The sequence below is a fragment of the Planctomycetota bacterium genome, from assembly GCA_035384565.1.
GTDB lineage: Bacteria > Planctomycetota > PUPC01 > DSUN01 > DSUN01 > DAOOIT01.
In genome coordinates this window covers 81490-105258 of sequence record DAOOIT010000004.1, presented here as the reverse complement: position 1 = coordinate 105258, position 23769 = coordinate 81490, and the positions used below count along the sequence as shown (strand labels likewise).

12 protein-coding genes are annotated in these 23769 nt (G+C 71.6%); 5 read left to right on the top strand and 7 right to left on the bottom strand.

Annotated elements, in window-relative coordinates; translation table 11 throughout:
- Positions 1-12: 12 nt before the first annotated feature.
- Positions 13-1629, bottom strand: a complete 1617-nt coding sequence (gene nadB / locus PLE19_02800) for an L-aspartate oxidase (GenBank protein HPD13846.1) — start codon at positions 1627-1629, stop codon at positions 13-15.
- A 91-nt stretch (positions 1630-1720) separates the two neighbouring features.
- Positions 1721-3193 (bottom strand): lysine--tRNA ligase, encoded by a 1473-nt coding sequence (lysS, locus tag PLE19_02795; GenBank protein ID HPD13845.1) that lies wholly within the window; start codon positions 3191-3193, stop codon positions 1721-1723.
- Positions 3194-3345: 152 nt separating this feature from the next.
- Here lysS and PLE19_02790 point away from each other — a divergent pair, with 152 nt between their 5' ends.
- The 3 genes from PLE19_02790 (at position 3346) to PLE19_02780 (ending at position 9238) form a co-directional block, all read left to right on the top strand.
- On the top strand, positions 3346-5895 hold the full coding sequence (locus PLE19_02790; GenBank protein HPD13844.1) for a discoidin domain-containing protein: 2550 nt from the start codon (positions 3346-3348) through the stop codon (positions 5893-5895).
- Between the two features lie 405 nt (positions 5896-6300).
- On the top strand, positions 6301-8736 hold the full coding sequence (locus tag PLE19_02785) for a tetratricopeptide repeat protein (GenBank protein HPD13843.1): 2436 nt from the start codon (positions 6301-6303) through the stop codon (positions 8734-8736).
- A 19-nt stretch (positions 8737-8755) separates the two neighbouring features.
- Positions 8756-9238 carry an FHA domain-containing protein gene (locus PLE19_02780; protein ID HPD13842.1) on the top strand — a complete coding sequence of 161 codons (483 nt, stop codon included), beginning with the start codon at positions 8756-8758 and terminating at the stop codon, positions 9236-9238.
- 367 nt (positions 9239-9605) lie between these two features.
- On the opposite strand, the gene PLE19_02775 is transcribed toward PLE19_02780, so the two are convergent.
- The 5 genes from PLE19_02775 to PLE19_02755 all read right to left on the bottom strand — a co-directional run bounded on the left by PLE19_02775 (position 9606) and on the right by PLE19_02755 (position 15102).
- A complete protein-coding gene (locus PLE19_02775; GenBank protein ID HPD13841.1) occupies positions 9606-11183 on the bottom strand; it encodes a sulfatase in 1578 nt (525 codons plus the stop codon).
- Positions 11184-11270: 87 nt separating this feature from the next.
- A complete protein-coding gene (locus PLE19_02770) occupies positions 11271-11960 on the bottom strand; it encodes a creatininase family protein (protein HPD13840.1) in 690 nt (229 codons plus the stop codon).
- A 222-nt stretch (positions 11961-12182) separates the two neighbouring features.
- A complete protein-coding gene (locus PLE19_02765) occupies positions 12183-14066 on the bottom strand; it encodes a Gfo/Idh/MocA family oxidoreductase (GenBank protein HPD13839.1) in 1884 nt (627 codons plus the stop codon).
- Between the two features lie 258 nt (positions 14067-14324).
- Positions 14325-14705: a hypothetical protein gene (locus PLE19_02760; protein ID HPD13838.1), complete on the bottom strand. Its 381-nt coding sequence runs from the start codon at positions 14703-14705 to the stop codon at positions 14325-14327.
- Positions 14706-14835: 130 nt separating this feature from the next.
- On the bottom strand, positions 14836-15102 hold the full coding sequence (locus PLE19_02755) for a hypothetical protein (GenBank protein HPD13837.1): 267 nt from the start codon (positions 15100-15102) through the stop codon (positions 14836-14838).
- Positions 15103-15463: 361 nt separating this feature from the next.
- On the opposite strand from PLE19_02755, the gene PLE19_02750 reads away from it, so the two are divergent.
- The gene (locus tag PLE19_02750; protein ID HPD13836.1) at positions 15464-18094 is read left to right on the top strand and encodes a hypothetical protein; all 2631 of its coding nucleotides are present in this window, start codon (positions 15464-15466) and stop codon (positions 18092-18094) included.
- A 49-nt stretch (positions 18095-18143) separates the two neighbouring features.
- The gene (locus PLE19_02745; GenBank protein HPD13835.1) at positions 18144-23615 is read left to right on the top strand and encodes an NPCBM/NEW2 domain-containing protein; all 5472 of its coding nucleotides are present in this window, start codon (positions 18144-18146) and stop codon (positions 23613-23615) included.
- Positions 23616-23769: the final 154 nt, after the last annotated feature.

The following is a 23769-nucleotide window of genomic DNA, read 5'->3' as shown; positions in this document are numbered from 1 at the left end:
GGGCGCCCCGGCTCACTCGGGGGGGCGCTGGAACGTGGTGTGCTTCTTCCACTGCGCGTCGTCGGTCTGCGGGTAGTCGCTGCGGTAGTGGACGCCGCGCGACTCGGTGCGGGCGCGCGCGGCCACGGTGATGATCTTGGCGAGGGTGAGCATGTTCTGGACCTCCCAGCCGCTGCGGAAGTGGAACTCCTTGTCCATCACGTAGCGGCACCAGAAGTCAATGCTCTCCTCGGCCTCGCGGAGCAGGTCTTCGCAGCGCTCGATGCCGGCGTGGCGCCACATGAGGCTCTTGAGGGAGTTGGCCACGTCGCGGAGGTCGAGGCGGTCTTCGTGCGGGGAGCGGGCCTCGGCGCGGATGGCGCGGGGCGCCAGGTCGCCGGCCTGGGCGGCGGCGCGGCGGCCCGCGTCGTCGCCGGCGCGGTGGCCGAGCACGAGGCCCTCGAGCAGCGAGTTGCTGCCGAGGCGGTTGGCGCCGTGGAGGCCGGACGAGGCGCACTCGCCGCAGGCCCACAGGCGCGGCAGCGAGGTGCGCGCGTCGGCGCCCACGCGCACGCCGCCGATCATGTAGTGGGCGCTGGGGCGCACGGGGATCAGGTCCTCGGCGAGGTTGAGGTCGAACTGCTCGCACACCCGGGCGATGCTGGGAAAGCGCTCGCGGGCGCGGGCGGCGTCGAAGTGGCGCAGGTCGAGCCGCACGTGGGTGGCGCCCGTGGCGCGCATCTCGGCCAGGATGGCGCGCGACACGACGTCGCGCGGGGCCAGCTCGGCGTCGGGGTGGTAGCGGGGCATGAAGCGCTCGCCGCGGCTGTTGAGCAGGCGCGCGCCCTCGCCGCGCAGCGTCTCGGAGACGAGGCAGCGCGAGGCGCCCGCGATGTAGAGGGTCGTGGGGTGGAACTGCACGAACTCCATGTCCTGGAGCACGGCGCCGGCGCGGTAGGCCATGGCGATGCCGTCGCCGGTGGCGACCTCGGGGTTGGTGGTCTCGCGGTAGAGCTGGCCGAGGCCGCCGCTGGCGAGAATGGTGTGCTTGGCCCACACGATGGTGAGGCCCTGGGTCTGGCTCGAAAGCAGCGCGCCCACGCACTCGCCGGCGTCGGTGAGCAGGTCCACCACGTAGGTGTGGTCGAGGCTGCGGAGGCGGGGAGAGGCCGCCGCCTGGAGGAGCAGCGTGCGCTCGATCTCGGCGCCCGTGGCGTCGCCCTGCGCGTGCAGGATGCGGGCGTGCGAGTGCCCGCCCTCGCGCGTGAGGTTGTAGGCCGCTCCGTCCCGGTCGAATCGGGCGCCGGCGGCGATGAGGTCGCGGAGCCGCGCGGGGCCGTCGCGCACGATGCTCTCGACCACGGCGGCGTCGCAGAGGCCCTGACCCACGGTGAGCGTGTCGGCCACGTGGGCGGCGAAGCTGTCGGCCTCGGCCCACACGGCGGCCACGCCGCCCTGGGCGTACTGGGTGTTGCTCTCGCGCAGCTCGTCCTTGCTCACCAGCAGCACGTCGGCGTGCCGGGCCGCGGCGATGGCCGCGCTCAGGCCCGCCACGCCGCTGCCGATCACCAGCACGTCCGCGAACCGCTGCGGCAGCTCGTGGCTGCTGAAGTGGAGCAGATAGCGGCGGGGTTCGATGTGTTTCTTCATGGGCGAGTCCGTGATCCGCACTCCGTGATCCGCAACAGGAGGAAGCGGAAGAGGGACACTCCTCTGGCCTTCTCTGGTTACGGACTACGGATTACGGATTGCGCATTTCTCCTCCCTCCCCCTTCGCCTCCGGCCGCAACATCGGGAAGAGGATCACGTCTCGAATCGAGGGCGAGTTGGTGAGCAGCATCACCAGGCGGTCAATGCCCACGCCGAGGCCGCCGGCGGGCGGCATGGCGTGTTCGAGGGCCGCCACGTAGTCCTCGTCGATCTGCTTCATGCCCGTGTGGTCCTGGCCGAGCTGGGCGCGGAACTTGGCGGCCTGCTCGATCGGGTCGTTGAGCTCGCTGTAGGCGTTGGCCACCTCGATGCCGGCGGCGAAGACCTCGAAGCGCTCGGCGATGGCCGGGTGGTCGCGCCGCGCCTTCGACAGCGGGCAGAGGGCCGCCGGGTAGTCGTAGACGAACGTGAGGTCCCACAGCGCCGGCTCCACGGTGCGCTCGAAGACCTCGTTGAGCGCGGCGTGGTCGGGCAGGGGCTTCTCGTCCACGCCGAGCTCGCGGGCCTTGGCGCGCACGGCGGGCATGTCGGCGGGGTCTATGCCGGCGTACTGGCGCACGGCGTCGTGATAGGCGATGCGGGGCCAGGGCGGGGCGATGCGCAGCGGCCGCCCCTCGGGGCCGTGCGGCACGCTCTCGCCCAGGCCCAGCGCCGCGGCGGCGGCGCCCACGAGGCCCTCGACCAGCTCCATCATCGCGTGGTAGTCGCCGTAGGCCTGGTAGGCCTCGAGCATGGTGAACTCGGGGTTGTGCTTGGTCGAGAGCCCCTCGTTGCGGAAGTTGCGGTTGATCTCGTAGACGCGCTCGAGGTCGCCCACGAGCAGGCGCTTGAGGAACAGCTCGGGCGAGATGCGCAGGTAGAGGTCCACGCCCAGGGCGTTGTGGTGGGTGACGAACGGCTTGGCCGCGGCGCCGCCGGCGTGGGCCTGCATCATGGGCGTCTCCACCTCGAGGTAGCCCAGCTCGTCGAGATGCCGGCGGAGCGCCCCCACGACCCGCGACCGCGCGACGAAGGTCGCCCGCGCCGCGTCGTTCGCGATCAGGTCCAGGTAGCGCTGGCGGTAGCGCGTCTCCACGTCCTTCAGCCCGTGCCACTTCTCGGGCAGCGGGCGCAGGGCCTTCGACAGGGGCGTGAGGCGCTGGACGAAGAGCGTGGTCTCGCCCGTGCGCGTCTTGCCCAGCGTGCCCTCCACCCCGACGATGTCGCCCACGTCCAGCAGGCGGTAGACCTCGAACGCCTTGGGCCCGACGGCGTCGCGGCGGACGTAGGCCTGGAGGGTGCCGCTGCGGTCCTTGAGGTTCAGGAAGGCGGCCTTGCCGAAGTCGCGCTGGGCCACGATGCGGCCCGCCGTGCGCACGGGCGCGCCCTCGCCCTGCGCCTCGAAGAGCGCCCGGCACTCGGCCAGGGACTGGTCTTTGGGGTAGCGGCGGCCGTAGGGCTCGATGCCCCTGGCCTGAAGGCCCTCCAGCTTGGCCAGCCGTTGGGCGCGTTGGTCCTCTGCCATCGAAGCCCCCAATCAGATACGGCGAACGGCTCCTCTCTCCCAGACCCATTATTCTAGCGACCCGCGCGGACCCGTCAAGCGCGGATGCCCGCGTGACAGCCGCGCCCGGCCCTGCTATACTGCTCGCGGGGAGCCCAGCGAGGAGGCGCCCGATGATGGGACCGGCGACCACCCGCCTGGATCGCGCGCTGCGATTCCCTGCCGTCATGGGCGGGGCCCCCGCGCCTCGCGGGGCACCGACACCCCGCCCGCGGGAACCGCACCGCCTGTTGCCGGCGCCGCGGCCGGCAATCCTGGTGTGCTGCCTGGGAACCCTGCTCGCCGCGTGCGGATTCGGCGAGGAGCGCAACCTCGCCCGCGGCCGGCCCTGCACGCTCCGCCCGCGGCCCAACTACGCCCACTGCACCGACCCCGACGACCCGACGCAACTCACCGACGGCGTGAAGACCGAGGGCTACTTCTGGACCCAGAAGTCCACGGTCGGCTGGCAGGGCGGGGCGCCGGCGTTCATCACGGTTGACCTCGGCCAGACGTACGCCCTCGGCGGCGCGGCGTTCCGCACGGCGGCCGGCGTCGCCGGCGTCCAGTGGCCCGCCGCGCTGTGCGTCTTCACAAGCCGCGACGGAAAAGAATGGTACCTGGCTGGCGATCTCGTGGAACTCTCGGAGACCGGCCCGCCCCCGCCGATGGGCAAACACGCCGTCCACGTCTTCCGCACGAGCAAGCTGGCGACGAGCGGCCGCTACGTCCAGTTCGCCTGCGTGCCCGCCGGCCCCTATCTCTTCGTAGATGAGATCGAGGTGTTCGAGGGCGACCCTACGCCCGCCGTGGAGCCGCGCCGCAGCGAGCCCATTCTCAACGTGCCGCAGTTCATGGACACCCTCCAGCTCACCCGCCTGCTCAAGGCCCAGCTCCGCCGCGACCTGGCCGCCGCACGCGAGGCCATCGAGTCGCCCGACACCCCGGCCGCGGACAAGGCGCCGCTGGGCAAGACGGCGCAGGAGCTCGAGCAGCGCATCGCCGCGATGCCCCTCGTCTCGCCCGAGGGCTTCCGCGCCGTCCTGCCGATGACCGATCTGGAGCGCGACCTCTTCCGCCTCCAGGCCGCCGCCTGGCGCGCCCAGGGCAAGCCCGACCTTCGCGTCTGGAAGTCCCATCGCTGGGACCCACTCGACCCCTCCACCGAGCCGGCGAAAGACGCGCCGGCCCCCGAGCTGGCCGTCGCCCTGATGAGCCACGAATGGCGCGCCGACGTGCTCAACCTCACCAACGCCTCCGACGCCGACCGCCCGGTGCGCCTGTGGGTGGACGGCCTTCCCGGAGGCACGAATCCCCCCTACGTCAGCGTCCACGAGGTCCAGCACGTCGGCACCCGCCACTTCACCTCGGTGGCCGCCGCGCTCCCCCTCGCCCGCCGCGACGGCGACGCCTGGGTCGTCGCCGTGCCCTCCGGCATGACGCGGCAGGTCTGGTTCTCCTTCCATCCAACGGACGTTCGCCCCGGCACGTACCGGGCCCGTGTGCGCGTGGACACTCATCCGTTGGTGCCGCTCACGCTGCGCGTCGCCCCGCTGCGCTTCCCCGACCAGACGACCCTGCGCCTCGGCGGCTGGGAGTACACGAACGAGGAGCGGATGTACGGCGTCACGCCGCAGAACCGCGAGGCCCTGGTGAAACTCCTCCGCGAGCACCACGTGAATGCCCCCTGGGCCACGCGCCGCGCGCTGCCCGACGGCCGGTACGACGCCGACGGCGAACTCGCAGAGCCGCCCGACACCCGGAACTTCGACGCCTGGCTCAAGCTGTGGCCGGGCGCCCGCCAGTACATGGTCTTCGTCGCCGTCGGCGACTACGGCAGTGTGCGCAGCGCCTTCGCGGGTTCCGAGGCCGGCACCCCGCTCTTCAACCGAAAGGTCGGCGCCTGGATCCGCTTCTGGGCCGGCCACCTGCGCGGCCTGGGCCTCCAGCCCAGCCAACTCGGCCTCCTGCTCGTGGACGAGCCCAACCGCAAGGACCAATACGACGCCACCGTGGCCTGGACCAAGGCGATCAAGGCCGCCGAGCCCCAGGTGCTCGTGTGGGTGGACGCCGTGCCCCAGGAACTCGAGACCTGCCGCGAGATGCTGGGCGCCGTGGACGTGCTGGTGCCCAACCGCGCGGCCTGGCTCGAGAAGGACGACGCCTATCGCCGCCTCTTCCTCGACCAGCGTCAGGCGGGCCGCCAACTCGGCTTCTACTCCTGCTCCGGCCCTGCCCGCACCTTCGACCCCTATTCCTACTACCTCCTCCAGCAGTGGCACGTCTTCGCCATCGGCGGCGGTTGGGCCGGCTTCTGGGCCTTCGGCGACAACGGCGGCGCCTCCTGCTGGAACGAATACATCGCCAAGGGCAATGGCCCCTACTGCCCCCTCTACCTCGATGACACCTCAGTCACCTCCGCTAAGTACCTCGAAGCCATCCGCGAGGGGGTCCAGGACTTCGAGTACCTCGCCCTCCTTCGCGCCCGCATCCACGAACTGGAGCGCGCCCGCCCCGACCACCCCCGCCTCCCCGAGGCCAGGAGACTGCTGGCCGAGGCCCCTGACCGCGTCCTGAAGGCCGACGGCGCGGCCGACTTCCGTTGGGACGAGCCCAAGGACCGCACCCTCGTTGACCGAGTGCGGCTTGAGGTTCTGGACTTGCTCGCCGCCCTGGACGAGTGACAGCGAGAAGAGGGGGCGACCTCTCCCCCGGCCCATCGCCAGCAGAGCACCCGCGCATGGGGTGCCGACGCCAAAGAGGTCACGGATCCCCAGCCCGCGCTGCCGCAGATGACTATGCCCCTATTGTGAGTACGCTCGCACCCGTTTTATATACGCTACTGGCTTCTCGAGCGACCCTTACTCTGAGACAGGCTGTAGGCACCTTTCGGGGATTCGGCGTTGTGCCTTGCAGAGCGGCAACGCCGCCTGAAGGCGGGACTCCCAAAGCAAGCATCCCCCGTTTGGTGCACGGCGCTCGCGGGTGCGCCTGGCGGCCGGATTTCTCGTACCGGGAGGCTCTTGCCCAAGCCACCCTGTTATGCAATACTCCGTCGGCCCCCGACAGGTAAGGATGGCCACACCATCGTGAGCAGTCGAGCATGGGCGGCACGTGCGGCGCTGGGGAGTCTTCTCGCGGCCGCGGCGGTGCAGGCGGCGAGCCTGTCGCCCCGCCGCGTCGAGCGGGCGCTCGCTCGCGCCCAGGCCCTCGCCGACCGTGACAGGCCCGAGGACGCGATTGACAAGCTCCGGGACCTGCTCGAGACCAATCCCCACTGCCTCCAGGCCCACCTGCTTTACATCCGCCTGCGGTCTCCCACGGCCCGGGCCGTGGTCCAGAAGGAGTACGAGCGCAAGGTCAACGCCGAGCCGGAGGACGCGCAACTCCAGTTCCTCGCCGGCTATGCCGAGGACGACCCGGCGGCGCGGCTGCGGCGCTACCGCAAGGCGGTGGAGCTCGACCCCGATCTCGTCGCGGCGCAACTCGAGCTGGGCCGCCTGTACCGCACCGATGCCGCACGCGATCTCGCCGCCTCGCGCCGCGCGCTGGAGATGGCGGCGAGCGTGGAGCCCGAGCGGGCCGAGGTCCACCTGGAACTGGCCCGCACCCTGGCCGCCGCAGGCCGCCCGGGGGACGCGGCCGAGGCCTGCCGCCGCGCGCTCCGGCTCGACCGCGCCCTCGAGCCGGCCTGGTTCGAGCTCGCGTGCCTGCTGAGCCGCGACGAGCCGGCCGAGGCGGAGCGGACGCTGGCCGAGGCCGTGCGCCGATGCCCCGCGAGCGCGCGCCTGTGGTGGCATCTGGCCGACTTTCAGTGGGCGCGCGCCGCCTGGCGCGAGGCCGTTCCCTCGCTGGAGCGCGTCCTTGCCCTCGACCCCGAGGGCCCCCGCACTCCCGAGGCGCGCGACCGGCTGGCCGCCTGCTGCCTCGCCTGCGGCTGGCATCGCACCGCCCGACGCCTGGGCACCACGGCCTGGAGCGCGGCGGCGGCCGAGATGGCCGCCGGACGCCTCGGCGCGGAGGCCTTCCGCCACTTCCTGGAGGCGAGCCGCCTGCCCCCCGCGGCGCGCGTGGCGCCCCTCCAGCAGGCCGACGGGCTGGCGCCGGAGTCCTTCGTCATCCGATCCGCCCTGGCCGATTCCCTCTTCGCGGCGGGGCGGTTCGCGCCGGCCGCGGAGATCTACGCGGGGGCCCTGGCCAGCCGCCCCACCGACGCGGCCCTCCGCCGACGAGCCGCCGAGGCCGAACTGCTCGCCGGCCGGCCCGCCGCTGCGCTGGCCCTCTTGAGGGCCGCCTCCCGTCGGCTCGCCCACGAAACCCTCTGGCTGCTGGCCGATGCCGAGGCCCTCGCCGCGGGCCAACTGCCCCTCGAGGCTATCGCGGCACGCTGCGCCGCGCACGCCGCCCCCGATGCCGGCCTCGACGAGCGCGAGCGGCGCCTGCGCGCCTGCATCGAGCGGTTCCCCACGTGCCTCACGGCGCGCCTCGAGCTCGCCGCCGCGCTCCGCGACGCAGGTCGCACGGCCGACGCCCGGGCCGTCCTCGCCGAGGCCGCCTCGGCCCAGGGCCACCCTCTCGCCGAGGCGGACCTCCAGGCCCAGCTCGGCGACCTCGCGCTCGCCGAGCGCAACTACCCGAGAGCCGTTGCGTGCTACCGGGCCGCCATCGAGCGGTGCCCCGAGACCGCCGCCTACCACGGCGCCCTGGCCGCCGCCTGCGCGAGGAACGGCGACTATGCCGGCGCCTGCGACGCGCTCGCCCGCCAGTTGGCCCTCGACCCTGCCAGCTACGACCTGCCCGACAGCCCCGGCCCGGGCACGGGCCCCGGCCACCTGCTCCTGCCCAAGCTGGAGCCGGGCGACGTGCTCCGCTACCGCTACTCCACCGACGGCGGCCAGCCGGGCCGCGCCTTCGCCTGCGTGGACTTCGATTACGTGGTCTCCGCCGTCCGCCCTGGCCATGTCGTCGAGGGCACCGTGGGCATCGCCGCCATCTCCGGCCGCCCCGTCGAGGGCGGCGCCAGCTTCGTCGGCGCCCGCCTCCGCGTCCTGAGCACCGGCTACTTCGGCCTCGCCGCGGTGGACAGGCCGCCCGAGGGCATGCCCCCCGAGCTCGCCCAGTTGGCCTGGCTCGTCCAGTTCCTCCACGGCCCGGCCCTGCCCCTCCTGCGGCGGCCCGGGCAGGCCTGGCGCCCCGCGCCGCCGGTGGACCCCACCCGCCCGGGCGTGGACCGCGTAGCTTTCGAGAGCGTCCGCAACGGCAAGGCGCGCCTGAGCCTGGAGATCCGCCATGTGCGCCCGGCCGCCGATCCCGTGGCCGACCTCGACCGGGCGACCGCCACCGGGCGGCTCGCCGTGACCCTCGACCTGAAGCGGCGGGCCGTCGAGTGCGTCGAAGGCTCCCTCAACGAGGCCCTCAGCAACCGACGCGGCAGCCAGGCCGAGCTTCCCGCCTGGCGCCACCGCCTCGAGCTCCTGGCGATCGAACGTGCGGCGCGCAAGCCCGCTTCGCCCAGCAGGCCGTGACACAAAGGAGGCGCCACGGATGCCCAAAGTCGCACAGGTCCACGACAACATTGACCGCACCCGCTACATCGTCCTGCGGCGCGAGAACATTCTCGGCCGCGCCCCCGACGCGAACATCCACGTGGACAACAACGTGGTCTCACGCCACCACGCCCGCATCGCCTGCGCCCCGGGCACCCAGTCGTACTACGTCGAGGACGTGTCGGCCCGCGGCACCTACGTCAACTTCCGCCGCATCAAGGGCCGCCACCCCCTCCACGAGGGCGACCGCATCTGCGTCCTCCGATTCCACAACGTCCACCCCGCCGAACTCGACAAGATGACCCCCCAGCAACTCAAGGATTTCACCGACGACCCGCGCGTCGAGGGCATCAAGGCCGTTGCCGACTTCACCTTCGGCTACGTGGAGGTCAAAGAGACCCCCGAGGCCCAGGCCGAGGCGGCCAAGGCCAAGCCCGAGGGCCTTCTTGGCAAGCTCAAGGCTCTCCTCGGCAAGAAATGAGCCCTCTTCCGCACGCAGGGGATCCTTTGGTTTCCCCCTCACGCTCATGCCCGCGGCGGCTCCCCTCATACCGGCTCATCCCGCGGACCGGCCCGGCGCGACCGGAGCCCTTTGAATCGCCTATTCTCGCCCATCCGTCCATACTTGCTCATCTTCCGGCCTGAACCGGTATGGCCGGAGCCTCTCGAATCGCCCGTTCTCGCCCATTTGTCCATACTTGCTCACTCTCCCCCACACAGTTGATACAGTATGGGGCCCCGCCTCTTCCCGTCCCTCTTCTCGTCCCTACGCTCCGCATGGGGACGCCTCTCCCGGACGTTCGGCGTCCCGCCTTCAGGCGGCGGTGCCCATCTTCACGCCATTGGGGTCAGAGGGTGGGCAGGGGGACGGGTTTGCCGGTGCGCTTGTCGGTGGGCATCTGGGCGGAGACGGAAGCGAGGTAGGCGGTGAGCTCGGCAGCCATGGCAGCCAGGCGCTCGGGCTGGTCGTCGGCCAGGTTGGTGGTCTCGCCGATGTCGGCGGCGACGTTGAACAGCTCGAACCGCCGGTCGGCGTGGTAGTAGATGAGCTTCCAGTCGCCCTTGCGCACGGCGCTGTGGGGCCCGATGCCCGGACCGGTCGGCCCCCAGTGGTTGGGGTAGTGCCAGAAGAAGGGGCGGTCTTCGCGGGTGCCGCCCTGGCGAAGCAATGGGGCGAAGCTGGCGCCGTCTATCCCCACCTTGTCCTGCCAGCCGGTGACGCCGGCCATGTCGAGAATCGTGGGGAAGAAGTCCTCGATGATCACGCGGCGGTCGCAGACGGTGCCGGGCAGGGTGACGCCCGGCCAGCGGACGATCATGGGCTCGCGGATGCCGCCCTCGTGGGCCGAGCCTTTGCCGCTGGAGAGCGGGGCGTTGTGGGTGTGGGGCGGCCCGCCGCGGCCGTGGGCCGAGAGGCCGCCGTTGTCCGACATGAAGAGCACGGCGGTGCCGGCCGCGAGGCCCGTGCGGTCGAGCCAGGCCAGGAGGTCGCCCAGGCTCTTGTCCATGCCCTCGACGAGGGCGGCGTACATGGCCTCGGTTTCGTCGAGCCCGGCGTCGCGGTAGCGCTGGATGAAGCGCGCGTCGGGCGCGAACGGCACGTGCACGGCATAGTGCGACATGTAAAGGAAGAACGGGGCGCCGGCATTGGCGGCCTGGTCGAGCTGCTTGAGGGCCTCCCGCGTCAACGCCTCGGTGAGGAAGATGTCCTGGCCGTGGTAGGCCTCGAGGCCGGGCACGTCCCACACGCGGTCGCCGCCGCGCCAGGCGGCGGAGAAGTTCTGGGTGCCGAGGTAGGAGCCGGGCCCGCCGGCGGCGTGGCCGGCGATGTTGACGTCGAAGCCCAGGTGGCGCGGGTCCGCGCCGGGCGTGCCCACGGCGCCCAGGTGAGCCTTGCCCACGTGGATCGTGCGGTAGCCCGCCTCGCGCAGGAGCGCGGGGAAGGTGACGGCGTGGACGGTGCGCTCGACGCCCGGCGTCATGCACAGGCCGCCGGTGTTCCAGGCGGGGAAGTCGAGGGTCGGGTGCGGGGCGTCCGGGCCTTTCTTGTGGTGGAGCGTCCAGTTCGTCACGCGGTGGCGGGCGGCGTTGAGGCCGCACATCAGGCTCACGCGGGTGGGCGAGCAGACGCAGCAGGCGTAGGCCTGGGTGAACTTGACGCCCGTGGCGGCGAGGCGCTCCATGGCGGGCGTGCGGTACCGGTCGTTGAGCGGCGTGCGAGCCGTGTGGAAGGGCACGCTCGTATCCTGCCAGCCCATGTCGTCCACGAGGAACAGGATGATATTGGGCCGGCGGGGGGCCTTCGTGGGCTCGGGCTGGGCCGCTTCGAGCACGGCGGGGGCGAGGGCGGCGCCAGCCAGGGCGACCCCCGCGGCCGCGGCGGCCGATTCCTCGAGGAACTCGCGGCGGTTGGTGGTGCTGCTCATCGCGCTCCCTTCCCGTTCGCAGTGCGGCCTTCAGGCCGTATCCGAGCAGAGCGGGCTGAAGCCCGCACTACGAACTCCCACGTCCTTTCAGGCTCCCTGGAGCAATCGTGCGGCGAGGGCGGCCATGTCGCGGGCGATGACGGCGGCGGCCCGGGCGCCCAGGCCGGGCGATGCCTCGACACGCGGGTCCTTGCCGTACACGTTGAACGGCTTCACGGCGAGGTCGCGGCTGAGCTGCGTGAGGTCCACCAGGCCGGGCTCAAAGTGCCACAGGAGCGAGGTCTCCCACATCGCCGCGTGGTCGCTGGTGAAATTGATCTCCTTGCCGAAGTCCATGTCGCAGGTGCCGTGGACCTTCATCGCGCCGTCGTAGGCGGCGGCCACGTCGCGCATCATCTGAATCTGTTCGCCGGGCGTGTGGCCCGTGGTGAGGATGGCCACCTGGAAGCCCGTGCGCTCCAGGGCGTGGAGCGTGGCGTGAAGGAGCGTGCGCTGCACGGCCGGCTCGCCGATGAACGTGCAGTCGTGCCGGTAGCGGGCGGGGTCGGCGCTGCACACGCCGGGGATGTTGTAGTAGATGGGCGGATAGACGATGCCGCCGCCCACGCGCGCCGCCTCGCAGCACAGGGCGTGCATCTTCAGCGAATCGTTGCCCAGGGCCATGTGCTCGCCGTGCCACTCCAGCGACCCGACGGGCACGTAGACCACGGGGCAGGCGGTGATGCGCGCCTCGAACTCGTGGGGAAGCAGCCGCTCGTACTGCACCTTCTCCTGCATGGTCGTCTCCTCCGTCCCACGTGGTTACGAGTCAGGATCGCAGGCACAGAGGGCGGGGAGGAACTTCTTGCAAGGCAGTTCCTCCCCGCACCCCTCCTCAAGGACTCTTGCCCTGGTCGGCAGCGGGCGGCCCGCTGCCGACCAGGGGAGAAGTTCTCGGGAAGGAAGGGGCTGGGGAGGAAACGCCTCTTTCAAGAGGGGTTTCCTCCCCGCTCGTCCTCCTCAGTCCAGCTCTGGCCTCACCTCGACCCAGCCGCCGTCGGCTTCGAGGGCCGAGCGGTACATGGCGTCGAGGATGGCCTGGGAGCGGCGGCCTTCGCGGCCGTCGCTGGTGAGCTTCGCGCCCGCGCGCAGGTGGGCGGCGAAGTTGTCCACGTTGTTCAGCCATTCGCTCTCGGCGCGGGCGGGGGGCTTGTCGCCCCAGGCGTTGTCGAGGAACCAGCGCTCCATCGGGCGGTCGAAGGGGCCGCCCGCCGCCTGAATGACGGCCCCCTGCGTGCCGTGCAGCTCGAAGCGGAAGTACCAGGTGGAGTGCGGATAGGACGATGTGGCGTAGAGCGTGAGCACGAGGCCGTTGGCATAGAGCCAGGTGGCCACGCCCAGGTCCTCGGCCTCGATGTCGTGGTCCTGGGTCCAGATGTTGCAGCGGACCTTCTGCGGCACGCCGAGGATGAAGGCCAGCTCGTCGAGGTGGTGGATGTTCTGGTTCGAGAGCACGCCGCCGCCGTCCCAGCGGCGGGTGCCGCGCCAGCCGCCGTTGGAGCGGAAGTAGTCCATCGTGCGGAGGATCTTGAGCGAGGCGTCGGCTCCGAGCAGGCGGCCGAGGCAGCCGCTGGCCACCGCCGCCCGGAGCGAGAGCGGGCCGGGCTCCACGCGGCGGCTGAAGTCCACGGCCAGCGCGAGGCCCTTCTTCTCGGCCAGGCGGATCATCGCGTCGCAGGCGGCGAGGCTGGCCTCCATGGGCTTGGTGACGAGCACGTGCTTGCCCGCCTCCAGGGCCTGAAGGGCCACGGCGGCGTGATTGCCCGTCTCTGTGAGGACGAAGACGGCCTCGACGTCCCTGTTGTCGAGCCAGCGGCGCACGTCGGTCTCATAGGGCACCTGGCATTCGGCGGCGGTGCGCCGGGCGCGCTCCTCGACCTTGTCGCACACGCCGAGAAGCGCGGCGCCGGGCGTCTCCTGGATCATCTTCGAGCGGCTGTGGCCCATGCCGAGGCCGACGACCACGAAGCGCACCGGGTCGCTGGCCCACGGGCGGACGACGGCGGCGGTGCGCCGGCCCGTGTCGAAGAGGCCGCCGGGCGCGGCGGTGGGCCAGGCCCTCTGAATGGCCTCGACCACGCGGCGCGACATCTCCTCGTGCGACACGCCGCGGTCGGGGTTGTGGGTCTCCGCGCTCACGGGGCCGCGGAGGCCGGCGTTGTCGGCGGTCTGAAGCACTTTGTCGTAGGGGATCGGCTCGCCGAGGCCGGCCACGGCTCCGTGGGCCTTGACGTGGATGAGGCGGGCGCGCTGGGCCATGCGGATGAGAAAGGCGCCCTGGTCGCGGCGGCGCTCGTCGCAGTGCCAGCTCGAGTGCACATCCCAGGCGAAGCCCCAGGCCGGCACCCCGAGGGCATCGAGCACGGCGAAGCACTCGTCGGGCGTGGTGCCGCAGTTCTCGAAGCCGAGCACGAGGCCGGCCTGGCGCGCACGGTCGGCCAGGGGGGCGAAGCGGTCGAGGGCCTTCTGAAGCTCGTCGGGCCGGACGGCGAGCTGGCCCTCCAACTCGCGCGGCGGCTGCCAGTAGAAGAAGGAGCGCACGAGTCGGCAGCCGAGCACGTCGGCGGCGCGGACGATGCCCTCGAGCTTCGCCGCCTCGGCCCTCAGGCGCTCGCCCTCGGGCAGGTGCACCTTGGCCAGCGACGACTGGAGGCAGCCGATCTTCATCCCATGGCGGTCGAGGAGCTTCTTCACCTCGGCCAGCTCGTCGGGCGTCAGGTCCTCGAAGGCCTTGCGGAACACGCGGCCGCGCAGGTCGCAGTGCCCGAGGCCCCACGCCTTGAGAATCGGCAGCGTATCGGCGAAGTCCAGACCCAGCTCGTCGGTGAAGATGGACGGGAACATGTGGTCTCCTGGCACGGGGCTCGCCTCCCACGGCACCACTGTAGCCGAAGGCCAGGGCATGTCAAGCCCGGCTGGCAACACTTCAGCCGAATGACGCGGGGGCCTCGGGCACGCGTCTCAGACGGCGGAGGCGTTCGTGGCGCGGGTTTCCGCATCCTCGACCTCCCGCGGTTCGCAACCCGCGGGAGGTTCCCGCGGCCGGCGGTGTTCGCCGTGCGGGCTTCCGCCCGTGGCGGGCGTCCAGGGAGAGGGCCGGCATCAGATGCTGTCGTACGACTCTTCGTCGGGCGGGGGGGATGCGGTGGCAAACTCCTCGGTGGGGAGTTCCTCGACAGGCTCTGCCGGCGGTTCGGCGGCGGCGTGGGGCGCATCGTGCACGGCGGCGCGCCGCTTGCGGTTCGTGAGCGGCCAGTGCAGCGGAATGTACGGCTCGCCCACAAACACCACGCCGGTTTCGATCTTGTGCTGTTCCTTCACCTCGACCGCCACAATGTGGCCGCCCTGGGCGCGAGGGGCGAGGGTCTCCTTGACCGCATTGACCGCGGCCTGCACGTCCGGGCCGATCACGACCACGGACTGGGCGACGCGGGTGGCGTTGGTCTTATCCTCGTAGAAGGCCGTCATCTTGTAGCGCAGCATGGCATCTCCAGCGAGCATCGGCGCCTCGGCCCACCTGAACAGTACGCCCACTTCCGCTCACCCGCAAGGGGTGAGGGGCACAGAAGCCATGCCTCCCTGTAACCGGAACGCGACGGCCGCACGGCGACGCCTACTCGTTCGACCTCGACGTAGCCTCGCTGGTCGGCCAGCGGAAGGGGATGTAGGGGTCGCCGCGGTAGACAATACCCGTCGAGACAGGGGCCTTCTCGGCCACGTGGATGGCCGCCAGCCGACCGCCGACCGCCTCAGGGCTGATCTGGCTCTTCACCAGCTCGATCGCCGAGCGGTCGTCGTGCGCGATGGCGATGATGTTCTGGGCCACCCGCGTGTTCGTGGCCTTGTCCTCATAGTATATCACCATGCGGTAACGAACCACGTGCCTGCTCCTCTTGCCCTGTCCCGCTCCCTGTGTCCCCCCAGCCCTGTTCCCCTGCGTCCAGCGTATTGTATCGCGCAGGCTGGGCACGATCAAGCACCGACTTCCCCTGCGCGTGCGGCCATGGAGACTGGCTCCTGTTGCCGAAAGGCTTTCTCTGGCCAGAGGTCTCCGTCACTAGAGCTGTACACCTCTATTATGCACGAGGCGGCCTCCGGCGCGTCTGGGGCAGCGACGGTCTCCCTGCACTCCCAGCCCACTCCCCCAGCCCTGCCTCCTTGATCGGGGCGTGCGGGTCTGCTAGAATCACGCGCGTGACTGGCCGGCGACCCTGAGGCGACGCACGCGCGACGGAGGCGGGATGCCCACGCGAGCGCTTCGACTGTTGGCATGGCTTGCGGCAACCGTGTGTGCGGCGGCCGACGTCCCTCCCGACGCCACCCACGTTCTCGCGGTGCGCTCTGGCTGGGAGTACGCGCCGGCGGAGGCTCCACCCTCGATTGACCACGTGCCCTCCGAGTGGCGGAGCGTCGCGCTGCCGCACAGGCAGGAGGCCGAGCCGTGCGGCCTCTACCAGGCGAGCTTCGCGGTGCCCGCGGCCTGGGCAGGCTACCGGGTGAGCCTGGTGCTCCGCCCGTCGGGTGGCACGGTGTGGGTGTGGCTCAATGGGCAGCCGCTGGGCGCACGAGCCCCCAGCGCGCTCGACGTGCGGCTCGACGCGGCCAGAGCCGTACGCCCCGGCGCCCGCAACACGGCGCTGGTGGCTATTGCCGCGCCCGGCGAGCCCGAGCGCCCCGGCCTCGAGGCCTGCTGGCTCGAGGCTTCCAGTGCTGTAACAGTGGGCAGGATGGATGCTTACGTGTCATGCCTCACCTCGGGAGGGGTGGTGGATGTGACCCTCGAGGCGGCGAATCACAGCCGCGAACGCTTCGAGGGCAGGGTCGAACTCGCCTTCGAGCCCGATGACCCAGCCGCCAACCCCCGCCCCGTGTGGCGGCGCGGCAGCGACGTGCGGCTCGACCCCGGCCAGTCGGTCAGTGTGGCCCACGCGTTCGAGCCGCAGCCCAGCCGCCTGTGGCGACCCGATGATCCCTTCCTCTACCGCCTGACGGCCACGCTCCAGACGCGCGACGGCCAGCCCGTCCGTCAGGTCGTCCGCCGCGTCGGCCTGCGTTCCGTCGAGGCCGCCGCCGGCCGCTGGCTCCTGAACCGTGAGGGTTTCCGCCTCGCGGCTATCGCGCGCAGCGTCCGCGGCGCCACACCCCTGTGCACCCAGCCCGGCCAGGCAAGCGCGCTGGCGCAAAGGCTGGATACGCCCCGACCTCCCGCAGGTCCCAAGCCCGCGGGAGGTCCGGCCCTGGATGAACTGTTGGACTTCTGCGACGGGGAGGGCATTGTCGCGTTCCTCGATGCACCGGCCCTCGCGCCCGAGGCGCCGGGCGCGCAGGAGACGCTGGCCGCCCTGGCCTCCGAGGCCCTACGCCACCCCTGCGTGTGGGGCTGGGCGGTGCGGGGCGACTTCAAGACGGCTCCCGCCACTCGCGACCGCCTGCGCGAACTGACGCCGCGGCTGCCCATCGGCTGTCCCGCGCCCGACCTGGCCGCCGATGCGGCAGGCTTTGACTTCCTCCTCGCCAGCTTCGTCACCAAGGCTGGCCGCGAGGACGACGATGGCTACGGCCGCCGGCTCGACGACCTCGTGCGGAACGCCGCCGGCAGGGTTCTCCTTCTGTTCGACCGCGTGACCGAGGCCGGCGACCTCGGGCGGCTCGACGCCTCGCTCGCCCATCGCGGCCGCGAAGCCGAGCGCCGCTCGACCGTCGCGGCGCTCGCGTTCGAGTTGGACGCCGACGAGGCCCAGTTCGCCCTGGCCGAGAGGCGTCTCGGCCCCTTCGCCCTCAAGGAGCCGCGCCACGAGGCGCGGATGGACGGGGAGACCTTTGTCCTCAAGAGCCGCTTCGAAGTCCAGCTCGCCTCGCCCGTCGCCCAGCGCCTCCCGTGCTACTCGCTGGCTGGCCATCGCATTGCGTGGCGGGCGGCGATTGTGGGTGGGCCGTCCCCGTCCCGCGAAGACCCTCGGCGGGGGGACACGCCGCCCACAATCCAAGGTGCCTCGGGCATCGTGCCCCTGAGCCCGGAACAACCCCGGGCCGTGGACGGCGGCGCCCCGCCCGGCCGCGGCGAGGTCGAATGGCGCACCGACAAACCCGGCGACATCGAGTTCGTCGCCGAGCTTCAGAGCGCCGCCGGCCGCGTCCTCGCCCGCCATCGGGCCAGACTCTCGCTGGAGAAGAAGGACGGCAAGGCTGAGCTGAAGGTGCAGCCACTCGATGGACCCCTTGTCGGCGGGGCACCCCCGTCCCCCGACACGCGGCGCGAGGCCACGCCGTCCACAGTGCGCGATGTCGAGTGCGTTCACCTCGACGCCCTCGCCGGCCACTTCAACAACGACGGCCTCTCGTGGCGAGCCAACCCCACCGAGGGCAACTTCGACTTCCCCAGCCGCCGCGAGGGCAGCAGCCTCATCGCCGACCTGTTGCCCAAGAAGGACGCACTCATCGAGGTCCCTGGCCACCCGGCCGTCACCTTCCGCTTCCCCGACAAAGACGACCGCCTGCGCAACAACGTCCTGTGCGACGGCCAGCGGCTCCAGCTCGCCAAGCCCTACGAGGCGTTCGATGCCGTCTGGTTCCTCGGCGCCTGTCACGACGGCGCCCGCACGGCCCTCTTGACCATTGACTATGAGGACGGCCAGGCCCAGGGCGAGTTGCGCCTGGCCGACTGGCTCTCGAAGCCCGCGGCGGGCGAGATTGACGTGCTTCGCCTCCCGGCCATCCACACGGCCGATGGCAAAGAGGAGGCCCGCGAGTGCGGCCTCGTCGCCTGGCGCGTCCCCCTCGACCCCCGGCGCAAGCTCATGGCCATCACGCTCCCCAGGGAGCGGAACATGCACGTCTTTGCGGCGACTTTGACCCGAACCCGAAACCCGTAATGCGTGATTCGTGATGCGTGACTGGCGAAGAGCAGGAGAGAGCTGGTCGGTGGGCCGCCCGCGAAGGCGTCTCGCCTCTTGGCTCTCTTCCAGTGATGGATTTCGGGTTACGAATCACGGCTTCCAGATCATCCTGACGCTCCTCCTCGCCGCCTGCCCCTGTCTTGCAGGACAGCCCCTCGAGCGCGGCAAGGTCGCCACCTGGTACTACCGCTGCGACCTCGACGACACGGACCAGCCCTACTCGCTCTGGCTGCCCAAGGACTACTCGCCCGACCGCAAGTGGCCGCTGGCGGTCCAGCTCCACGGCCTCGGCGGCAACTACCGCATCGGCGGGCCACCCAAGGAGCTTGAGGACTTCGTGGTCGCTGCGCCCGACGGCCGCGGAAACACCGATTACAAGCTCTGGGGCGAACTGGATGTGGTGCGCGTGGTCGAGGATGTCCAGGCGCGCTTGAGCATAGACCCCGACCGCGTTGTCTTGTACGGCTTCTCGATGGGCGGCTCGGGCTCGTGGCAGGTGGGCGTGCACTTCCCCGACCGCTTCGCCGCCCTCGGCCCCGTGTGCGGCAACGCCGACCACCGTGTGTGGGAACGCCTGTGGGGCTGGGGCGAACGCGAACCCACCTGGATGAGCCCCAAGAAGGCCTGGGTCGAGGCAACCGAAAGCCCCGCCTTCTTCGCCGAAAACCTGCTCAACCTGCCCTCGATGCCCCTCCACGGCGACAAGGACAACGTGGTGCCCTGCGACCACAGCCGCTCGATGGCCGCCGAACTCCTCAAGGCGGGGGCACCGTGCAACTACGTCGAAATCCCCGGCGCCGGCCACGGCGTGCCAGGTGACAAGGTCTCGGAGATGCTCAAGTGGCTCCGCGAGCAGAAGCGCAACCCTTGGCCCAAGCGCGTCATCTTCAAGACCGCCTGGCGACGCCACCCCGGCGCCTACTGGGTGCGCCTCCACCGCTTCGAACGGGCCTTCGCCTTCGCCCGCATCGAAGCCGAGGCGCTCGACAAGTCCTCCGTGAGCGTGAACACCGACAACCTCGAGGAGTTCTCGCTCCACCTCGGCGCCCCGCTCTTCGACCCCGCCCAGCCGATCCGCGTGCGCGTGGACGGCGCCGAGCAGTACCGTGGCAAGGTCCCCGACGGCGGCTGGCTGCGCCTGCGCAAGCAGGGCGGCAAGTGGGCACCCTCGAAGGAGCTCGAGGGCCTGCACAAGACGGCCGCGCTCGAAGGCCCCGTCGAGCACGCCTTCATGACCAGCTTCCTCATCGTCTTCGGCTCCAGCGGCGACGATGAGCGGGCCAAGCGCGTGGCCGCCGACGAGGCCCGCCTGCTCGCCGACTTCTGGAACCGCTGGGCGCGCGGCAAGTGCCGCATCAAGCCCGACCGCGAGGTGACCGACGACGACATCGCGCGGTGCAGCCTCATCCTCGTCGGCGACCCGGCCACCAACAGCCTCATCCCCCGCGTGATGCCCAAGCTGCCCATCCGCGTCGAGGGCAAGAGCATCGTCTTCGGCGACAAGCGCTACGAGGGCGACGACCTGGGCCTCAAGCTCGTTTACCCCAATCCTCTGAACCCCCAGCGCTACGCCGTCCTCTTCACCGGCACCACGTGGCGCGGGGTCTTCGAGATCATCGGCCGCTTCGGCAACTGGTTCGACTGGGGCATCCTCGACGGCTTCCACTGGGCCGACTTCGAGGTCTTCGACAACCTCACCTACAGCCCCGAGACGGCCCTGGCCATCGGCTACTTCGACAACGACTGGCGGCTGAACACCGACTGGTACGTGACCGGCGATGAGAAGCTGCGCCGCGCCCGCCCGCCGCGCCGCACGCCCGAGTACCGCACGCCGCCCGAGGGCGTGGGCGAGCTGTTCCTCAGCGACCTCGAGCCCGCCTACACGCGGCCCGAGAAGGGCTGCGTGGCGCGCGACCGCAGCTTCAACGCCTTCCCGCTCACGCTGGGCGGCCGCACGTTCGAGCGCGGCCTGGGCATCCACCCCAACTGCGAGATCGGCTTCAACCTCGACGGCCGGTTCTCGATCTTCGAAGCCGTGGTCGGCTCAGACCTCGAGGGCGAGGCCGCCGTCTCGAAGGCCCGCGACGAGGCCGAGTCGTTCGAGTTCATGGTCGTGGGCGACGGCCGCATGCTCTTCCAGACCGGGCGCATGAAGTGGAACAGCGAACCGCGGCACCTCTACGTGCCCATCCCTGGCGTCCGGCACCTGGAGCTCAAAATGCACCGCCGCAGTGGCCCGCGTTGGCTCAGCGGCCCCGCCGACTGGGCCATCGCGCGCGTGGGCGAGCCGCTGCACAACCGCATGGCCGTGCGCCCGAAGGCCGACAGGGCCGAGCAGCTCGTCGAGAACCTGCCGCTCGATGGCGTGTGGCGCCTGGCTGGCTTCCCCGTGGGCGCGGGCATCGGCCGCGAAGCCCACCGCGTAAGCCCCGCGGCGCAGGCCGAGGCCATCGCGGCGCCGGTCCCAGGCTCCGTCTACTCGGCTCTAGGCGTGGGGCCACGGGATGAGGCGATGCTGCGCGACGTGGCCGACACCGAGTGGTGGTACTGGCGCGAACTCGATATCCCGCGCAACTGGGCGGGGCGCTCCATCTGGCTGGAACTCGACGGCGCCGCCTATCAGGCCGACGCCTGGCTCAACGGCCGCTGGGTCGGCCGCTCCACCGGGCCGTTCGTCCCAGGCCGCTTCGACGCCACGCTCGGCGCGAAGCTGGGCGAACGCAACACAGTGGCCGTGCGAGTCGTCGGCTCGCCCGCCGACTTCGTCAAGGGCGGCGAGCCGTTCCGCTCTGCGCCAGCCCGCCGGCTCGTCACCGCGCAGGCGCTGGCCGACCACGGCACGCCGCCGCTTGGCCTGTGGCAGCCCGCGCGCCTCCGCAGCGCCGGGCCGTGCCTGCTGCGCGACCTCGCCATCGAGACCGTTGAGTTGACCGACGCCGCGGCGCGCCTGCGCGTGAGCACCGAGATCGTGAGCCTCGTGAGTGAGAAGCTGGAAGTCGTGCTCGTGGGCGGCGTGTCCCCACGCCGCGAGCCACGGGACGGGGACACCCCGCCCACGGTCGCGTTTGAGCAGAAGGCGACGGTGGAGGGGAACAAGGCGTGTCGCGTCGAGGTCGAGGTCGTGCTGCCGAGGCCGAAGCTCTGGTGGCCGCGCGGCCTGGGTGAACAATCGCTCTATCATCTCACCGCGAGCGTGAGGCTCGACGGCGGCGCCGTATCAGACGAGACAGCGCTCACGTTCGGCATCCGCTCGATTGAACTTGCCCCCTATGATGGCATCGCCCGCCTGCGCGTGAACGGCCAGGGGGTGGACATTCTCGGCGCGATGTGGTTGCCGGCCGACGCGGTATTGCGGCTCGACGCGGCCCGCTACGAGCGCCTGCTCGCCCGCGCCCGCGAGTGCGGCTTCAACACCCTGCGCGTCGCGGGCGGCGGCCTGGCCGAGACCGACCTGTTCTACAGCCTGTGCGACCGCGAGGGGTTCCTGGTCCTCCAGGAGCTTCCCCTCGCCGGCGACGGCCACGGCGTCAGCGCCGACGAGTACCTGGCCAACGCCGCTGCCGCCGTGCGCCGCATTCGGTCGCATCCGTCGCTCGTCGCGTGGTGCGTGGGCGGCGCACCGGGCGGGACGCCCGACCCGCGCCTGACGGCCGACACCGCGGCCCTCTGCCAGCGGCTCGACCCCACGCGCCGCCTCGTCGGCGACAGCCCGAGGACGGGCCCCGCCGCGCTCTGGACGACCCGCCCCGACGCCGCTGGCCGCACCCACTGGCTGGGCGCCAGCCTGCGCCACGTGCCGGGCCTCGCCTCGCCCTCGGCCCTCTGCCTGGACGAGCGAGGGGACCCCGGCTGGCCGAGCGGCGAGACGTGGGCCATCGCGTCGGCCCGCGGCGCCGCGCCCTACGGCCCCTCGCAATCGGCCCGCCAGCACATCCTCAAGGCCCAGGCCGCCCAGGCCGCTGCTGTGCGCGCCGCCGCCGAGCGCCATCGCCTTGCGCCCGCGGCCGAGGTCTTCTGGCAGCTCGACGAGCCGGCGCCCGCCGCCTCCCCCGCACTCGTGGATGCCGCGGGGACGCCGAAGCCGGCCGGCTTTTTCCTGCGGCGCGCGCTCGCCGACGTGAGTATCTTCGCCGATTTCGGGTCCGACCAGCCGCCGTGCGTAGCCGCGGGCGCCAGCCTGCACGTCGAGGTCTGTGTCGAGAGCCGCCCCTCGCCGCTGCGCAACGTCCGAGCCGTGGCCACCGTGTTCGACCGCTCGATGCGCCGCCTGTTCCTGCGCGAGTGCCGCTTCGACGCCGAGCAGGCCGTCGTCGCGCGCCCGCTCGTCTTCGACTGGAGCGCGGGCTGGGCTCTGGCCGGCGACGTGTGCTTCCTGCACCTGGGCCTCACCGATGCGAGCGGCCAGACACTCGCCTCGAACCTCTATTGGATCGGCGTCACGCCGCCGAAGGGCGAAGCCGCTGGGCGGGGGCTGCGCGTGGCCTGGTTCGGGGCGCGGCCGCCCGGGCTGCTGGCCGACGAGGCTTTCCTCGCCGCCACGGGCATCGCGGCCCAGCGGCCGCAGCACGCGCCCGCCAGCGAGCCCTCGACGGCGCCCGGGCCCGACCCCGCCGAGAGGCCGCGTCTCGATTTCAGCGGCTACGACGCCATCGTGGTGAACACCGCCACGGTGTTCGCCGAGTTCACGGACGACGACCTGAGGGCCGTGGCCGCCGCCGTGTCGAAGGGCTGCGGCCTGCTCGTCGAGGGAACGGACCGCGCGCTGTTCGACTCCGCCTTGGCGTCGGCGCTGCCCGTCCGCTGCGCCGCCGGGGCGGCAGGTCCCGCGAGCGTACCCATGGCCGCGATGCCCGACCATCCCGCGGTCGCCCGCCTGGCGTTCGCTCTCTGCCCGGCCGTGTCGCCGCGCGAGGCGCTCGAGCCACTGCCCGAGGCCGACGTGCTCGTGGAACTCGAGGGCCGGCGCCCGCTGGTCATCGAGGGGCGCCACGGCCAGGGACGGGTGCTGGTACTCGGGGCGCGGCTGGACAGCGAGCTGGCCGCCTGGAGCGATATCGCACGCTTCACCGCGGGGCTGCTCGGCTACCTCGCGCGCCGGCCTCACGGCGAGCTCGTCCGCCTGATCGCCTCCGCCGGGCCGACCCCGTTCCAGGCCCTCGACCGCCTGGAGCCCGCCACGCTCGACGCCCGCCTGAGGCAGGACGGCGACGCCGCGGCGGCGGAGGTCCGCAACGTGTCGCCCGCCCTTGCGTTCCTTGTGAGCCTCCAGGCGGCGGGGCACGGCGCGGCCGACCTCACGTACTCCGACAACTTCCTGGCCCTGCTGCCGGGCGAGAGCCGCGTGATTCGCATCGAGAGCCTGGGCCCTGCTCACGCGGCGGGCGCAGGCCAGCCGACGACTCTTTCCCTCACGCTCGGCGGCTGGAATGTGGCGCCCCGGCAGCTCCAGGGCAACCTGGAGGTCCAGGGCGGGCGGCTGCGGGTCCGCCTCCCCTGACCGAGGGACATCCGCCCTGTCCGCGGTACTATCCAACGGTATACGACACATAGGCATCACTGACCTCTGACAATCTTGAGTTGACTCGCGCAGGCGTTTTCCGTAAAATCCTGGCTTGTCCCATGGAACACCGGAGGGCTGGTTTACACACGGA

What these genes read in the sequence shown, in the direction of transcription:
- PLE19_02765 (HPD13839.1), bottom strand. Translation starts at nt 14,066, where the DNA reads ATGTTCCCGTCCATCTTCACCGACGAGCTGGGTCTGGACTTCGCCGAT.
- PLE19_02790 (HPD13844.1), top strand. Translation starts at nt 3,346, where the DNA reads ATGATGGGACCGGCGACCACCCGCCTGGATCGCGCGCTGCGATTCCCT.
- PLE19_02780 (HPD13842.1), top strand. Translation starts at nt 8,756, where the DNA reads ATGCCCAAAGTCGCACAGGTCCACGACAACATTGACCGCACCCGCTAC.
- lysS (HPD13845.1), bottom strand. Translation starts at nt 3,193, where the DNA reads ATGGCAGAGGACCAACGCGCCCAACGGCTGGCCAAGCTGGAGGGCCTT.
- nadB (HPD13846.1), bottom strand. Translation starts at nt 1,629, where the DNA reads ATGAAGAAACACATCGAACCCCGCCGCTATCTGCTCCACTTCAGCAGC.
- PLE19_02760 (HPD13838.1), bottom strand. Translation starts at nt 14,705, where the DNA reads ATGCTGCGCTACAAGATGACGGCCTTCTACGAGGATAAGACCAACGCC.
- PLE19_02775 (HPD13841.1), bottom strand. Translation starts at nt 11,183, where the DNA reads ATGAGCAGCACCACCAACCGCCGCGAGTTCCTCGAGGAATCGGCCGCC.
- PLE19_02770 (HPD13840.1), bottom strand. Translation starts at nt 11,960, where the DNA reads ATGCAGGAGAAGGTGCAGTACGAGCGGCTGCTTCCCCACGAGTTCGAG.
- PLE19_02750 (HPD13836.1), top strand. Translation starts at nt 15,464, where the DNA reads ATGCCCACGCGAGCGCTTCGACTGTTGGCATGGCTTGCGGCAACCGTG.